Raw genomic sequence first — 15,738 nt, 5'->3', positions numbered from 1 at the left:
ATTTTAAATCAAGTATTTAATAAGATGAACATAAGCAAAGACGCGGTCGAGCTTGAGATAAAAAGCAAGATCTCGTCACTCCCAAGCAGCTCAAACGTCACAAAAGATAACGTTTCAGTTTCAAGAGAGCTTATAAATTCACTTGAAAATGCAAAAGCTTTAATGGTAAGTATGGGCGATAGCTACATAGCTGTTGATACATGGATCATCTCGGCTCTTGAGCTTAGTGAGATCAAACAAATTTTAAGCAAATTTTGCGATATCTTAGAGATCAAAAAGAATCTTGAGAGCATAAGAGGTGGTAAAAAGATAGATAGCCAAACTGGCGATGATACCCTTGATAGTTTAGAGAAATTTGGTATCGATCTAACGCAAAAAGCGCTAAATAAAGAGCTTGATCCAGTCATCGGACGTGATGAAGAGATCACTAGGATGATGCAAATTTTAATAAGAAAGAGCAAAAACAACCCTATTTTGCTTGGTGAGCCAGGTGTTGGTAAAACAGCCATCGTTGAGGGGTTAGCTCAAAAGATAGTCGCTCGCGATGTGCCAACAAGCCTTGCAAATAAGCGTGTCATCGCGCTTGATATGAGCGCAGTTGTGGCTGGTGCAAAGTATAGAGGCGAGTTTGAAGATAGGCTAAAAGCTGTCATCGACGAGGTTAAAAAAGCTGGCAATATCATACTTTTTATAGATGAAATTCACACTATAGTTGGAGCTGGTGCGAGCGAGGGAGGAATGGACGCTGCAAATATCCTAAAACCAGCTCTTGCACGTGGAGAGCTTCACGCTGTTGGTGCGACAACATTAAAAGAGTATAGAAAATACTTTGAAAAAGATGCGGCACTTCAAAGACGTTTTCAACCAATAGATGTCAAAGAGCCAAGCGTAAATGAGGCACTTCAAATTTTACGTGGTATAAAAGAGCGTCTTGAAGTTCACCACGGCATCACGATAACAGATAGTGCGCTAGTTGCCGCAGCAAGGCTAAGCGACCGCTACATCGCAAACCGCTTCTTGCCAGATAAGGCGATAGACCTTATAGACGAGGCAGCAGCTGAGCTTAAGATGCAAATAGAGAGCGAGCCATACGAGCTTTCAAAGATAAAACGCGAGATTGTAACGCTTCAAGTAGAAAAAGAAGCGCTAAAGATGGAGGATGCGGATAAAAACAAAGAAAGACTTGGCGAGATCGAAAAAGAGATAGCTGATCTAAATGAGAAAAAGCTAGCGCTTGATACTAAATTTGAAAACGAAAAGGCTGTTTTTGGTGGAATTTCAAAAGCAACAAAAGAGATCGATAGCTTAAAATCACAAGCTGAGATAGCAAAAAGAAATGGCGATCTTCAAAAGGCTGCCGAGATAGAATACGGCAAGATAGCTGACGCTAAAAAGCACAAACACGAGCTTGAGGAAAAATGGGAGCACATGAAAAAAGAGGGCGTGCTTCTTAAAAATCAAGTCGATGAAGAGCTTGTGGCTGAAATTTTGAGCAAATGGACTGGAATTTCAGTTAAAAAGATGCTAACAAGCGAAAAAGAGAAATATCTGCGCATCGAAGAGCATCTAAGAGAGAGTGTTGTCGGTCAAGATGACGCACTGCACGCACTTGCACGTGCTGTTAAGAGAAACAAAGCTGGACTAAATGAGGGTCAAAGGCCGATTGGTTCATTTTTATTTCTTGGACCAACAGGCGTTGGTAAAACTCAGTCAGCTAAGGCTTTGGCTAAGTTTTTATTTGACGATGAGAAGGCGCTTATCCGCTTTGATATGAGCGAATACATGGAAAAACACAGCGTGAGCAGGCTACTTGGTGCGCCTCCAGGATATGTAGGCTATGATGAGAGCGGCCAGCTAACAGAGGCAGTTCGCAGAAGACCATACTCAGTCATACTTTTTGACGAGGTTGAAAAGGCACACAAGGATGTATTTAACATACTTTTGGGCATTTTAGATGATGGACGCGCGACTGATAACAAAGGTGTAACGGTTGATTTTAAAAATACGATCATCATTTTAACTTCAAACATCGCTTCAAATTTCATAATGGAGCTAAAGGGCGAAGACCGCGATGTAGCTGTTAAAAACGAGCTTAAGAACTACTTTAAACCTGAGTTTTTAAACCGCCTTGATGATACGATCATCTTTAATCCTCTAAACGAAGAGGGCCTAATCTCTATCGTTGAGATCATGTTTAAAGATCTTGAAAAAACTCTACGCAACCGCGGTATCAAGGCAGTTTTAAGCGAAGAGGCTAAGAAATTTATCGCAAAAGCTGGCTTTGACATAGTTTATGGCGCAAGACCTCTTAGAAGAGCGCTTTATGAGCTAGTTGAGGACAAGATCGCTGATATGATTTTAAAAGATGAGCTTGAAAGTGGCGATGAGATCACCATTGATAGCGACGGTGAGAAGATCATCATTAAGAAAAAATAACTTCAAATTTACTTGGCAGGTTGGACCAACTTGCCAAGCCTACTATAAATTTAACTAATATCCTTATTTGATCTGTAATAAAATATAAAAAATAGCACACAAAGCATCGCTATAAAGGCAAAAACTATCAATGTGCTATCTTTAAATGAGCTTAAAAACATGCCATTTGTATTCATACCAAAAAAGCCAGTGATGAAATTTAGCGGCAAAAATAGAGCCGAAATGAGCGTCAAAAGATAGATGTTTTTATTTATCTTGTCGTTTTTAGCGCTTTGTATAAATGTATAGATATCTTCGACCCTGCAGGCATATTCGTTAGCTATGGTCTTAAAGACACTTGCTTCGTGGATGCTGTTTTTAAGCTCTTTTTTAAGACCTTGCTGCTCACTTTGGCAGATCGCAAGAGCTTCGTAAAAGTGTGAAATGCTATTTTGAAATTTCCTGATCTCATACTTTAAAAAGTGGTGTCTTTTTATAAATTTGTCAAAATTTTTTTGGCTAGCATAAATTTTCTCATACTCATTTAGCTCGTCTTGGTGCTCTAAAATTTTATTTGCGTATTCATTGCAAATCCCCTTAACAGCTGCTTCAAACGCGCTTTTGTCGCATTCATGCTCAAGATCTTCTTTGTAAATTTTGCCATCTTTAAATAAAAATTTAAAAACTTGCTTTTGCGATGATGAGATGAGCGTGATGTAGTCAAATGCATCTCCATAAAAATATCCACAAAGTGCGCTTTTATAGCTCATCTGCGCTCCTTTTTGCGTAGAAATTTCGCTTAAATTTAGCAAATTCGCCAACCTCTATCGCCTCTCTCATCTCTTTCATCAAATTTAGATAGTAGTGCAGGTTGTGAAGGCTCGCTAGTCTAAAAAATGTGAGCTCCCTAGCCTTAAAAAGGTGGTTTAGATAGCCTCTGGAGTAGCGCTTGCAGGTGTAGCACTGACACTGCGGATCTATCGGAGCGTGGTCGTTTATAAATTTGGCTGATTTTATATTTATCTTGCCAAAGCTAGTAAAAAGTGTGCCGTTTCTTGCGTTTCTTGTTGGCATAACGCAGTCAAACATATCAACGCCTCGCTCCACGTTTTCGACCAAGTCTTCTGGTGTGCCAACGCCCATTAGATAGCGCGGTCTTAGCTCATCCATAAATGGCATAACCGCCTCAACCGTGTCATACATCGCCTCGTTGCTCTCGCCAACGCTTAGCCCACCTATGGCAAGGCCGTCAAATGGCATCTCGTTTAGTGCCTGCGCACAAAATTTACGTGCCTCATAGTCGGTGCCGCCTTGGACGATACCAAAGATATTTTGCTGCAAGCCAACGCCATTGCTTTGCATAAATTTGTGATAATCAATCGCCTCTTTTGCCCATTTTATCGTTCGCTTTATGCTTAGATCTATCCTTTTTGGCTCAGCAGGCAATGCAACCAAATCATCAAGTATCATCATGATGTCGCTGCCTAGGTCATACTGCGTGTCAAGGACGGATCTTGGCGTGAAGTAGTGCGTGCTACCGTCGATGTGGCTTTTAAATTTTATCCCGCCATCGTCGTTTTTGGTGTTTGACCTAAGCGAAAATGCCTGAAATCCGCCGCTATCAGTTAAAAACGAGCGATCAAATTTAGAAAAGCCGTGAAGTCCACCAAACTCACGCACGACCTTGCTGCCAGGGCGCAGATACATGTGGTAGGTGTTTGCTAAAATTATCTTTGCGTCTAAAATTTCACTCATATCAAAGGCATCTAGGCTTTTAACTGCGCCAACCGTGCCAACTGGCATGAAAACTGGCGTTTGTATCACGCTGTGAGCGGTTGCTAGGACGCCTCGCCTTGCATTGCCATCTTTTTTTATAACTTCAAATTTCATCTAAGTCCTAAATTCTTGATTTTTTATTTTAACAAAAATTATAATATAATCCAGAAATTTTAAGGCAAAGGAACTTTTTGCAAAAGAGAAATGATATCGTTTTTACCGAAGCAAACGGCACTGCGACCATAAAATTTGCAGGCGAGTTTAGCTATAAAGACGCAAAAAATTTACAAAGCATTTTTAAAAAAATCCAAAAGCTTAAAGGCAATGTTAAATTTGACTTTAGCGAGCTAAAGAGCATTGATTATGCTGTTTTGATCCTTTTAAAAAACACGCTAAATGGCAAGAAATTTGAGATCATCACAAATGATGAGAAGATAAAGGCGATGAGCGATCTTTTAAATGACGAGAAGATCGATTTTAAATATATGCCGCCTCACAATAGCCTAAATTTTTTCTCACGATTGGGGGAGAAAATTTGCGAGGGATTTGTAAATTTGCTTGAGTTTGGCTCGTTTTTGGGCGAGTTTTTGATAAAGAGCGTAAGGATTTTATTTAATCCTGCAAATTTAAGGTTTAGAGAATTTAGCAACTATATAAAAGATGGCGGCGTAAATGCCGTTTTCATCGTATCGCTCACCGCTTTTTTGATAGGCGTTGTGCTTGCTTATCTTGGCAGTGCGATGCTTGCAAGCTTTGGGGCAAGTATATTTATAGTTGAGATCATGGGCATGCTAACGCTTAGAGAGGTCGCTCCGCTCATCGCTGCTATCGTCGTGGCGGGTAGGTCGGCCTCCAGTTTTACCGCTCAAATTGGCGCTATGAAGTTAACTGAGGAGATAGACGCGATGAAGACGATGGGTTTTGAGCCCTTTAACTTCTTGGTGCTGCCGCGCATCATCGCCATGGTGCTTTGCGTGCCAGTCATCATCTTTATAGCTGACGGCATAAGCATTTTAGGGCAGATGATCATTTGTCAAACTATTCTTGACATCAGCTTTAGCGACTATCTCAATAGATTTCGCGAGATGGTCGAGCTTAGACACTTTGCTGTTGGCATGATAAAGGCTCCGTTTTTTGGCGCTGTAATAGCGATCATTGGGTGCATGAGGGGATTTGGCGTTAGCCAAAACGCCCAAAGCCTTGGAGCGATGACAACTGTTAGCGTTGTAAATGCGATATTTTGGGTCATCGCGCTTGATGCATTTTTTGCGATAATTTTTATGTGGCTAAAGATATGAACGAGATAATAGTTGGAAAAAACATAACGACAAGTTATGGCGATAAGATAATGCACGATAACGTGAGCTGGAGTATCAAAGAGGCTGAAATTTATGGCTTTTTAGGCGGTAGTGGCGCTGGTAAAACCACACTTATGAAGACGATGATATATCTAAAAAAGCCAAGCAAGGGCGATATATTTTTTGACGGCGTCAATATGTGGAAAAGTAGCCCCAAAGAACAGCAAGAGATCAAGCTGAAAAGCGGGACGATGTTTCAGTTTGGAGCGCTTTATAGCTCGATGACGATACTTGATAATGTGGGCGTTTTACTCCATGAGTACTCTAAATTTAACAAGCGTCAGATCGATGAGATAGCGATGTTTTGGATACAAAAAGTTGGGCTTAAAAAAGAAGTTTCTATGCTCTATCCAAGCGAGCTAAGTGGCGGTATGAAAAAGCGTGCTGCGCTTGCAAGAGCCTTAGTGCTAAGTCCTAGGGTGCTATTTTTGGACGAGCCAAATAGCGGCCTTGATCCAGTTAGCTCGCGCCAGATGGATGCGCTAATAAAAGAGCTTCGTGATAGCATCGGCGTGACCGTTGTCATGGTGACGCATGATGCTGATAGTATTTTTGATATTTTGGATAGATTTTTGATAATAGATAACAAAAAGATAGCCTTTGAGGGAAATATAAAAGAGCTTGAACATCTTGAAAATAACCCGCTTGAAGAGCTATTTAAAATGAGGAAAAAGTAGATGGAAAATAGAAATTCTTATACCATTGTTGGCATGTTTTTCATAGCCTGCCTTACAGCATTTGCGATATTTATCTGGTGGATGACTAGCAAAAATAACACAAAGGTTGATTTTAAGGAGTATTACATCCACACGACTGAGCTGCCAAGCGGATTAAAGGTGGATTCTACGGTTAAATTTATCGGCGTGCCAGCAGGAAGCGTTAGTGATATAAATTTTGTCGATGATAAAAACGCTCTTATAAACATCACGATGAAGATAAGAGAGGATCTGCCTATCAAGGCTGATAGCGTGGCAAGCATCGAAGTTCAGGCTATTAGTGGCGTGGCAAGCATAAATATAAGCCGAGGCACGAAGGATTTTAAACCAGGCGATAAGCCTATTTTAAAGCTTGAAGAGAGCCTTCTTTCAAAGCTCGGAAACAACGCAGAGAACATAACTTTTAAGATAAATCAAACCCTTGATAAGGTTGATGGCTTTTTCTCGGCTGAAAATATTGCTCATATCGAGTCTATCCTAAGAAATATCGATAAATTTACACAGGTTTTAACCGATGAAAATGGTCTAAGCGAGGTTGATAGCATCGTTAAAAATGTAAAAAATTTCACCGATAGTTTAAACAAAACCGACACAAAAGAGCTTGCTAAAAATTTAAACACACTAATCGCCAGTGCAAATTCAGTCTTTAAATCAGCAAATTTGGCTGTCACTGGATATAGCTCGCTTCAAGATATCGTTACTCAAAAGGTAAAAAACGGCGAGTATGACCTTAGAAACACGGTCTCTCCGCTTCTTAGAGAGGCTAGCGAGTTTTTAAATGGATTTGACAAGACGCTACGTGAGTTTAGAGGTGCGCTTCAAAGACTTGAGGACAATCCTTACGAGTTTTTCTTCACAAATCCAGTGCCAAATGACAAAGGAGATAAAAAATGAGAAATTTAATCTTTCTAGCGGCTGCATTTTTATTTTTTGGCTGCTCGCTAAAGACCGACGTGCCACAAGCTACGATGTATGAGATACACTACTCAAACAAGGAGTGCTCGGCTGAAAACAAGCAAAAAGAGCTAAAAAATGTCTTCATCGAAAACGTGAGCGCCCTTGATATGGTCGATACCAGAAAGATCCTAATCGTCGCTGAAAATAACAAGATAAGATATTTGACAGACGCTAAATTTGTCTCTGAGCCAAGTGAGATGGTCTATAAATCACTCGTAAAAGGACTATACTCAAACTGCGCTGCAAAGCCGATATTTTCACCAAATGCAAAGGATCTTAGGCTAAAAGTTAGTATCATCTCACTTCAAATAAGAGGCGACAAGGCCGAAGTTTCGCTAGCTTACGAGCTATTTAACGCAAACACCTCGCTCAAATCAGGCATGATAACAAAAGAAATTTTCTGCCCAGACCCAAGGTCAAGCACTATTTTTGATACGATCAACAAGGCTACAAATTTAGCTATCGACACACTTATCTCTGAAATTATCTCTTAAAAACTTTTTGGCTGTAAATTCCTAAATTTATAGCCAAAATAGCTTATTTTAAAGACCTTTTGTTATAATGTGGCTTTAAATACGGAGAATTAATGAAGAAAATTTTAATAATCGCAGATGGAGCTTTTGCAAGAAATTTTTTAGATAGACTTCTTGGAGCAAAGTCAAATTTACACCACTATATAGTCGTTTCGAGCGAAGACCTTAGTCAAAAGGCAAATTACGAAAATTTTACATTTTATCAGTTTGACCCAACAAGCCTTTCAAAGCTAAAGAGCATAAGCGACGGCTATTTTAGCCAGTTTTGCATCGTGAGTGACAATGAAAAAGAGGCGGTTGCTGTTTATGAAAATTTAAGACAGATCAGCACAAAAACAGAGACCATTTTTATGAACTCATGGGAGCTAGATGAAAAGTGCAAGGAGACTTTCGCGAGTGATAAGCATCTAAGCGTGGTTGATATAAGAGATATCGCAGCTTCAAGGCTCATGGACTATCTGCCAGACATGCCTGTATATGCTGATAATATCGGCTTTAGCGAGGGCGAGATCATGGAGGTTAAGGTGCCTATTGGCAGCTCATATATGTATCGCCATGTAAGCTCGATCGCTCAAAAAAGATGGCGGATAGCGCTTATTTACAGAGGTGCTGAGATCATCTTGCCAAAGCCAAATACAATGATCCAACCAAGCGATATCTTGCTAATCGTTGGCGATCCAAACGTGCTTCAAAATGTTTATCGTTCGATAAAACGCGAAAGCGGGCAGTTTCCAAGTCCATTTGGTAGCAATATCTACACTTTAATAGATATGAGATCAATGAGCAAAGAGCGCGTTAGCAAGCTCATAAAAGATAGCCTATATGTGCATTCAAAGCTAAATAACAAACGTCTTATTTTTAGAGTGATAAACCCAACTTTAGGCGAAAATTTAGAGACACTAAAGGCGATAAAAGAGAAAAATATCCTTGTTTTGATGGATTATTTTAACAGCGATAACAAATCGATAAAAGATGACGTTTTAAAACACGACATCGGACTAATTATAAGCGATGATAGATACTTTTTTAAATTTCAAAAGCTATTTTATGAGCTTAAAATCCCAGTGCTAAAAACGGGTAAAATTTTGCTCTCAAAGGTAAAAGAGGGCGTGATACTTGGCGATCAAAGCCAAGAGGTCGAAAATCAATCAGCTGTCATCACAGACTGCTGCGCGCAGCTTGATTTGGAGATGAGATTTTACTATTTTGATAACAAGCATAGCGACGATGAGGCGTTAAAAGAGCACTTTGAGAGCATTAGCACGCTCTTTTCAAAGCGCATAAAGATAGAAAATCATAGCCTCAAAAACCCGCTAGTGAAGCTAAAAGGCACAAATGATCTGCTTCATTTTGTGATGTTTAGCAAGAGCGTGGCAAATGGCAGCGCTTTTGCCTTTTTATCGACAAATTTAAATAGACTTTATAAAAAACTAAGCCAAAACGCACAGCTTTTTGTGCCAGTAAGTGAGTAGAAAATGCAGATAAATTTAAACCTTAAGGAAAAGGGCTCAATCTATAAAATTTATATAAATGAGCTTGAGAAGTTGGAGCTAAAAGGCAAGGTTGGCATCGTCACAAATGCCAAAGTGGCGGGGCTTCACCTTGAAAAGCTACTTAGTGTTTTAAAGTGCGATGAGAAATTTATAATTAGCGTGCCAGACGGCGAAGAGTATAAAAACCTTGAGACGATAGGGCAAATTTTAGAGCAGCTTTTTGTTAGTAAATTTGACCGAGCATCTACGCTCATAGCTCTTGGCGGCGGCGTCATAAGTGATATGACCGGCTTTGCGGCAAGCATCTATGAAAGAGGGATAAACTTCATAAATATCCCAACCACGCTTCTAGCACAAGTCGATGCAAGTGTGGGCGGAAAAACGGGCGTAAATAACAAATTTGGTAAAAATTTAATTGGCTCATTTTATCAGCCAAAGGCTGTTTTTTGCGAGATAAATTTCTTAAAAACATTGCCAAAGAGAGAATTTGCAGCTGGCGTTGCTGAGGCTTTAAAGATGGCGATAACTTTTGATAAAGAGATGTTTAGCTGGCTAAAGGGCGTAAATTTAGACGATGAAAATTTGGCAAAGCTAGTTGAAAAGTCGATAAATTTAAAGGCTAGGGTAGTCGAGCAAGATGAGAAAGAAAAGGGGCTAAGAGCCATGCTAAACTACGGTCACACCTTTGCTCACGTCATAGAAAATGAGACAAATTACAAGGAATTTTTACACGGCGAAGCGGTGGCGATAGGTATGAATATGGCAAATCGCCTAAGCGTTAGACTAGGTCTCATGAGTGAGGCGCAGGCAGAAGATATCAAGCAGGTTTTAGTGAAATTTGATCTGCCTGTAAGCTACAAAATAGAAAATGAATATGCATTTTACGAGGCGTTTTTTATGGATAAAAAGACAAAAGGTGATAAGATAAATTTCATCATCGCAGATAAAATCGGCAGTGCGATCATCAAAAATGACGTCAAAAAAGAGGACGTTTTAGAAACTTTGAGAGAATTTAAATGAAAAAGATCCTAGTTTTCCTACTTTTTTGCTTTGCGCTCTACGCTGAAGAAAACGCTACGCTTGAGCAAAATGTCTCACAAAATTTACAAAATAGCGAGCTTATAAAAGAAATTTCAAACCTAGATAACTCCCTAAAAAACAACATCTGGATCACAAGATACGCCAACTACAACACCTATCAAAAGCTTCTTGATGAGCTAGAGCAAAATGAAAATGAGCTTAAAAAGCTTGATAAAGGCTCAAAAAGAGGTGGCGATCTCATAAAGAGAAGTCAAACTCTAAAAGAGCAGATAAATTTGCTAAAAGAGTATGAGAAAACGCCATTTTCAAATATGCTAGCAGCCCCAGAAATGGAGACGCCGCCTAGGATAAATAGCCCAGTTGCGCTAATATCTGGCTTTTCATACATCAAAAAGATAAGAAGCGACAAGATCGAGTACCAAAGGCACATCAAAGAGCTTGACACCTTGCTTGAAAAGCTTGAAGCAAAAGAAAATTTGCTAAATAGGCTAAATTTGATAGATGACAGCGAGCAAAATAGAGCAAGTCTAAACCTTGCAAAGCAAGAGATAGGCGACTTCAAAGCGGCAAAACAGATCGCTGATACCACTTATAGCGTCTATGAAAAAAGGGCTGATGAAGCGATAAATTTGACGACATCTGACATTAAGGCTCAGTTTTTAAGCATGGGCTACACAGCCATCGTCATCCTTTTAACGATCGGACTAACATTTATCGCTAAATTTATCGTTAAAAGAACGATCACGGATAACGAGAGATTTTACACGGTCAATAAATTCTTAAACGTGCTAAACATCACCGTTATCATCATAATTTTGCTCTTTTCATACATCGAAAACGTCACATATCTAGTCACCGTGCTAGGTTTTGCCTCAGCTGGTATCGCCATCGCGATGAAGGATATGTTTATGAGTATGCTTGGCTGGATGGTTATCATGTTTGGTGGCACGATCCACGTGGGAGACCGCGTAAGAGTCTATCACGACGGGAGCGAATTTGTGGGCGATGTGATAGACATTTCACTACTTCGCCTAACCGTTTTTGAAGACGTTAGCTACTCTACCTATAAGACAAACCGCCGTGCAGGTAGGATCATCTTTGTGCCAAATAACTATATCTTTACAGACCTCATCGCAAACTACTCACACTACGGCATGAAGACCGTTTGGGACGGCATAGATGTCGTGATAAGCTTTGATAGTAATCACAAAAAGGCCGCTTATCTAGCAAAAAATATAGTAAAAAAATATTCAAAAGGCTATACAGACATCGCAAAACGCCAGATGAACAAGCTAAGAAGCCAGTACAGCATCAAAAATCCAAATGTAGAGCCAAGAATTTATACATTTTTTGAGCCTTATGGCATCAATATCTCATGCTGGTATATGTCTAACTCATACGCCACGCTCGCTCTAAGAAGCACGATAAGCGCTGAGATAATCGAGGCATTTTTGGCTCACGATGATATAAAGATAGCTTACCCAACGCAAACTATGTTTATAGGCAAGAAAGAAACGCCAAGCGATCACGTAGCTCACGCTGAGCAAGAGGGTGAAAATATCTAATGCAAAAGATATTTTTTAAGACATTTGGATGCCGCACAAACATCTATGATACCGAGCTTTTAAAGAGCTACATCAAAGACTACGAGATCACAAACGACGAAGAGGTCGCTGATATCGTCGTGATAAACTCATGCACCGTGACAAACTCGGCTGATAGCGGCGTCAGAAACTATATAAATGGCGTAAAAAGGCGCGGGGCAAAGGTCATACTAACAGGATGTGGGGCGGTTAGTAAGGGCAAAGAGCTGTTTGCAAGCGGAATTTACGGAGTGCTGGGAGCTAGCAAAAAGAACGATCTAAACGAGCTTTTAAAACAAGAAAAGCCCTTTTTTGAGCTTGGAAATTTAAACTCGGTCGATAAAAACATCGTCACAAACTACGAAAATCACACAAAGGCCTTTATAAAAATTCAAGAGGGTTGCAACTTTAACTGCAGCTACTGCATCATCCCATCAGTGCGCGGCAGAGCTAGGAGCATGGACGAGGCGATGATCTTAAAAGAAGCTAGAATTTTAGCTCAAAATGGCTATAATGAGCTCGTTCTAACTGGCACAAACATAGGCAGTTACGGCAAGGATACAAATAGCTCTCTTGGCAAACTGCTAGCAAATTTAGGCAAAATTTCAGGCATCAGACGCATAAGACTTGGCAGTATCGAGCCAAGCCAGATAGATGAGAGCTTTAGGGAAATTTTAAAAGAGGAGTGGTTGGAGCGTCATCTACACATCGCACTTCAGCACACGAGCGAGGCGATGCTAAAGATCATGCGCAGGCGAAATAACGCATTTAGCGACTTAGAGCTTTTTAATGAACTAAGCTCACTTGGCTTTGCTTTGGGGACTGACTATATCGTGGGTCATCCAGGTGAGAGTGAAGAAATTTGGGCAGAGGCGGTAGAGAATTTCAAGAAATTTCCTATCACACATCTGCACGCTTTTGTCTATTCGCCTAGGCGTGATACGCACTCAGCGACGCTAAAAAGCGACGTTAGCGGCGACGTGGCAAAGAGTAGGCTCAAAATTTTACAAGGCATTGCTTTGCAAAATAATGAAAATTTTAGAAAAAAACGTAACGGGACTTTAAAAATTTTAGTCGAGCAAAAAAACGGCGACTTTTACGAAGGCTTTGACCAGTTTTACAACAAAGCTAAAATTTCTAGTCAAAAAGATATAACAAAAGAGTGGTTGGAGGTAAGCGAATATGAAATTAAGCCAGATGCCAATTATGCAAAAATTTAAATTTAACAAGAAAAACATCCTGATAATAACCGCTGTGGCTCTGATAATAGCGCTACTTTTTGCTGTGAGCAAAGAGCCACGAAACATCACCTACTCGCAATATATGCAACTAATGGATGGAAATTTCATTGATAAAGCGGTCATTGACGAAGACGAGGTCATCCTCTATGCGCAAAATAACCGCTTTGCCATCATAAAAGAGGGCATAGACATAAAAGAGCTCATCAAAAAGGTCCCAGTCGAGCGAAGCGTGCAGTATATCACTCCTGGCATGGTCTGGGGAAGCATCATCTTTGTTTGCCTTGTGCTTTGGTACTCCTATATTTTTAGGGCTATTAAGAAAAAAGAGGAGAGCCTTTTAAGCAAAAAGGACGGCGCTTTTGAGATAGAAAGCGTGCTAAATCAAAATGCGATGCCAGTCATCTCAAACGTGAGATTTAGCGATGTGGCAGGCATTAGCGAGGTCAAAAGCGAGCTTAGTGAGATAGTTGATTTTCTTAAAAATCCACAAAAATATAGAAATTTTGGTATCAAAATGCCAAAAGGCGTGCTAATGATAGGCCCTCCAGGCGTTGGCAAGACGCTTGTGGCAAAGGCAGTCGCTGGCGAGGCAAATGTGCCGTTTTTTTACCAAAATGGCGCAAGCTTTGTGCAAATTTACGTCGGCATGGGCGCAAAAAGAGTTAGAGAGCTCTTTAGCAGAGCCAAATCCTACGCACCATCAATCATCTTTATCGACGAGATAGACGCCGTTGGCAAGAGTAGGGGTGGCACTAGAAACGACGAGCGAGAAGCCACGCTAAATCAGCTGCTAACCGAGATGGACGGCTTTGAAGATAACTCAGGCGTTATAGTGATAGCTGCAACAAATAGGATCGAGATGATCGACGAGGCACTGCTTAGATCAGGCCGCTTTGATAGGCGTATATTTTTGTCAATGCCTGATTTTAACGACAGGGTGGCTATCCTAAACACATATCTAAGAGATAAAAACTGCGAAGTGCCAGCCGAGGATATCGCTAGGATGAGCGTTGGCTTTTCTGGTGCGGCACTTAGCACGCTTGTAAATGAAGCAGCGATAAATGCCCTAAGAAACGGCGAAAGCGTGCTTAGGATGAGGGACTTTGAGGCTGTTTTAAACAAGGTCTTGCTCGGCAAGAAAAAGGTGCTAAGCTACAGCGAGAGCGAGAAGAAAATTCAAGCCATCTATCAAGGCGCAAAGGCGCTAAGTGCCTACTGGTTTGATGTGAAATTTGAAAAAATTTCGCTCATTGAAGACCGCTTTATGGCGACTGAGCAAGAGATCGAGTCAAAGTCACAGATGCTCTCACGCATAAAGGTTTTAATCGCTGGCATGTGCAAGCTCGAGATAGATGAGAACGACATCTTTTCAAACTCAAGCAACGATCTAAATTTGGCAAAAGAGATCGCTTCAAAGATGGTTTATGAGTATGGCATGGGAAATTCTTTCGTGCCAAATCCAAACGATGTGGAAGAAATTTTAAAACAAGCAAAAGATGAGATAATCTCATTTTTAAAGGGCACAAACGAGCAGATCGCAAGGATAAGCTCATATCTGCTTGCTTATGAGAGCGTAGATAAAGAGACGCTTGCTAAAATTTTAAATGAAAACTACTAATAAAGGAGAAAAAATGAAAGCAAAAATAGGAATTCTAACTATGTCAGATCGCGCAAGCGAAGGCACATACGAGGATAAATCAGGTCCAGCGATCAAAGAGGTGCTTGACGGCTGGATAGTAAGCGAGAGAGAGTATTTTTACGAGGTGATCCCAGATGAGCTTGATCTCATAAAAGAGAGGCTCGTGCACATGATAGACGTGCTAGGATGCGACCTTGTGCTAACTACTGGAGGCACAGGACCAGCAGTGAGAGATGTCACCCCAGAGGCTACTGAGGCAGTTTGCGAGAAGATGATGCCAGGCTTTGGCGAGCTAATGAGAGCTGCGAGCCTAAAATACGTCCCAACAGCGATCCTATCACGCCAAACAGCAGGCATAAGAGGCCATGCGCTAATCATAAATTTACCAGGTCAGCCAAAAGCGATAAAAGAGTGCTTGGAGCCGGTATTTCCAGCGGTGCCGTACTGCATCGATCTAATCGAGGGTGCATTTATCGAGACTGATGAAAATGTGATGAAAGTTTTCCGTCCAAAACAAAAGAAAATTTCATAAACAAAATTTGTTAAACCACTGAAATTTAAGCCACCACTTTTATGAAGAGGTGGCTTAAATACTGTTACCTCTTTAAATTTGATGCTTTTTAGCTGCTATTTTAAGTATGTATGTTTTTGACTATTTTTTAGCTTACTTATTTGTTTTGATTTGTTATTGTTGTTAAATTTGATGAAGAATAGCTTTTATGTCATATTTTGCGATTAAAGCTAGAGTGATGAAAATTTGCAAAACATGGCGCTAAAGATTTATTGCATGGTGATTATTGGTGAATTAAATTTTTAAAATAGCTTTGACTTAAGTGCCCTTAAAACTAAAACATCACAGGGCTATTATGTTTTAGTTTTTAAATTTACAACCTCTTGTATTGGAAAATATAGATAAAACATTTGATTTTTTAACCAAAGGGCTTAAATTTATTGTTTTTTATCTTTGATACCTATTTATATAGATA

At 40.2% G+C, this 15,738-nt stretch carries 13 protein-coding genes; 11 read left to right on the top strand and 2 right to left on the bottom strand.

Features of this window, described 5'->3' with window-relative positions:
- A partial coding sequence (locus CYP84_RS10125; protein WP_103637446.1) for an ATP-dependent Clp protease ATP-binding subunit occupies nucleotides 1-2,436 on the top strand: 2,436 nt, incomplete at its 5' end.
- 50 nt (nucleotides 2,437-2,486) lie between these two features.
- Here CYP84_RS10125 and CYP84_RS10120 read toward each other — a convergent pair.
- Nucleotides 2,487-3,185 carry a CorA family divalent cation transporter gene (locus tag CYP84_RS10120; RefSeq protein ID WP_103637444.1) on the bottom strand — a complete coding sequence of 233 codons (699 nt, stop codon included), beginning with the start codon at nucleotides 3,183-3,185 and terminating at the stop codon, nucleotides 2,487-2,489.
- Entirely contained in the window at nucleotides 3,175-4,305 is a 1,131-nt protein-coding gene (gene tgt, locus CYP84_RS10115; RefSeq protein ID WP_103637443.1) for a tRNA guanosine(34) transglycosylase Tgt, read from the bottom strand. The genes CYP84_RS10120 and tgt overlap by 11 nt, the downstream gene beginning before the upstream one ends.
- A gap of 77 nt (nucleotides 4,306-4,382) precedes the next feature.
- On the opposite strand from tgt, the gene CYP84_RS10110 reads away from it, so the two are divergent.
- The 10 genes from CYP84_RS10110 (at nucleotide 4,383) to mog (ending at nucleotide 15,284) form a co-directional block, all read left to right on the top strand.
- On the top strand, nucleotides 4,383-5,489 hold the full coding sequence (locus tag CYP84_RS10110) for an MlaE family ABC transporter permease (RefSeq protein ID WP_103567057.1): 1,107 nt from the start codon (nucleotides 4,383-4,385) through the stop codon (nucleotides 5,487-5,489).
- Complete coding sequence (locus tag CYP84_RS10105; RefSeq protein ID WP_103567058.1) at nucleotides 5,486-6,226, top strand: ABC transporter ATP-binding protein; 741 nt, start codon at nucleotides 5,486-5,488, stop codon at nucleotides 6,224-6,226. Before CYP84_RS10110 ends, CYP84_RS10105 begins: the two co-directional genes overlap by 4 nt.
- On the top strand, nucleotides 6,227-7,159 hold the full coding sequence (locus tag CYP84_RS10100; RefSeq protein ID WP_103567059.1) for an MlaD family protein: 933 nt from the start codon (nucleotides 6,227-6,229) through the stop codon (nucleotides 7,157-7,159). It abuts the gene before it with no gap.
- The gene (locus CYP84_RS10095) at nucleotides 7,156-7,716 is read left to right on the top strand and encodes an ABC-type transport auxiliary lipoprotein family protein (protein ID WP_103567060.1); all 561 of its coding nucleotides are present in this window, start codon (nucleotides 7,156-7,158) and stop codon (nucleotides 7,714-7,716) included. Before CYP84_RS10100 ends, CYP84_RS10095 begins: the two co-directional genes overlap by 4 nt.
- Nucleotides 7,717-7,808: 92 nt before the next feature.
- A complete protein-coding gene (locus CYP84_RS10090; protein WP_103567061.1) occupies nucleotides 7,809-9,227 on the top strand; it encodes a COG3400 family protein in 1,419 nt (472 codons plus the stop codon).
- A 3-nt stretch (nucleotides 9,228-9,230) separates the two neighbouring features.
- Nucleotides 9,231-10,268: a 3-dehydroquinate synthase gene (gene aroB, locus CYP84_RS10085; protein WP_103567062.1), complete on the top strand. Its 1,038-nt coding sequence runs from the start codon at nucleotides 9,231-9,233 to the stop codon at nucleotides 10,266-10,268.
- Nucleotides 10,265-11,854, top strand: coding sequence for a mechanosensitive ion channel domain-containing protein (locus CYP84_RS10080; protein ID WP_103567063.1), 1,590 nt, complete (start codon nucleotides 10,265-10,267; stop codon nucleotides 11,852-11,854). Before aroB ends, CYP84_RS10080 begins: the two co-directional genes overlap by 4 nt.
- The gene (mtaB, locus tag CYP84_RS10075) at nucleotides 11,854-13,092 is read left to right on the top strand and encodes a tRNA (N(6)-L-threonylcarbamoyladenosine(37)-C(2))-methylthiotransferase MtaB (RefSeq protein ID WP_103567064.1); all 1,239 of its coding nucleotides are present in this window, start codon (nucleotides 11,854-11,856) and stop codon (nucleotides 13,090-13,092) included. The genes CYP84_RS10080 and mtaB overlap by 1 nt, the downstream gene beginning before the upstream one ends.
- Nucleotides 13,079-14,731: an ATP-dependent metallopeptidase FtsH/Yme1/Tma family protein gene (locus tag CYP84_RS10070; RefSeq protein ID WP_103637445.1), complete on the top strand. Its 1,653-nt coding sequence runs from the start codon at nucleotides 13,079-13,081 to the stop codon at nucleotides 14,729-14,731. The genes mtaB and CYP84_RS10070 overlap by 14 nt, the downstream gene beginning before the upstream one ends.
- A gap of 13 nt (nucleotides 14,732-14,744) precedes the next feature.
- The gene (gene mog / locus CYP84_RS10065; RefSeq protein WP_009293784.1) at nucleotides 14,745-15,284 is read left to right on the top strand and encodes a molybdopterin adenylyltransferase; all 540 of its coding nucleotides are present in this window, start codon (nucleotides 14,745-14,747) and stop codon (nucleotides 15,282-15,284) included.
- Nucleotides 15,285-15,738 lie beyond the last annotated feature (454 nt).

Source organism: Campylobacter concisus, from assembly GCF_002912425.1.
In the GTDB taxonomy this organism is placed as follows: Bacteria; Campylobacterota; Campylobacteria; order Campylobacterales; family Campylobacteraceae; genus Campylobacter_A; species Campylobacter_A concisus_AH.
Note: the sequence above shows the minus strand (reverse complement) of the source record. Positions and strands in the feature narration are given on the sequence as shown.

Coding starts and splice junctions, on each gene's coding strand:
- mtaB (WP_103567064.1), top strand. CDS start 11,854: ATGCAAAAGATATTTTTTAAGACATTTGGATGCCGCACAAACATCTAT.
- CYP84_RS10120 (WP_103637444.1), bottom strand. CDS start 3,185: ATGAGCTATAAAAGCGCACTTTGTGGATATTTTTATGGAGATGCATTT.
- CYP84_RS10105 (WP_103567058.1), top strand. CDS start 5,486: ATGAACGAGATAATAGTTGGAAAAAACATAACGACAAGTTATGGCGAT.
- CYP84_RS10095 (WP_103567060.1), top strand. CDS start 7,156: ATGAGAAATTTAATCTTTCTAGCGGCTGCATTTTTATTTTTTGGCTGC.
- tgt (WP_103637443.1), bottom strand. CDS start 4,305: ATGAAATTTGAAGTTATAAAAAAAGATGGCAATGCAAGGCGAGGCGTC.
- CYP84_RS10070 (WP_103637445.1), top strand. CDS start 13,079: ATGCAAAAATTTAAATTTAACAAGAAAAACATCCTGATAATAACCGCT.
- CYP84_RS10090 (WP_103567061.1), top strand. CDS start 7,809: ATGAAGAAAATTTTAATAATCGCAGATGGAGCTTTTGCAAGAAATTTT.
- CYP84_RS10080 (WP_103567063.1), top strand. CDS start 10,265: ATGAAAAAGATCCTAGTTTTCCTACTTTTTTGCTTTGCGCTCTACGCT.
- mog (WP_009293784.1), top strand. CDS start 14,745: ATGAAAGCAAAAATAGGAATTCTAACTATGTCAGATCGCGCAAGCGAA.
- CYP84_RS10100 (WP_103567059.1), top strand. CDS start 6,227: ATGGAAAATAGAAATTCTTATACCATTGTTGGCATGTTTTTCATAGCC.
- aroB (WP_103567062.1), top strand. CDS start 9,231: ATGCAGATAAATTTAAACCTTAAGGAAAAGGGCTCAATCTATAAAATT.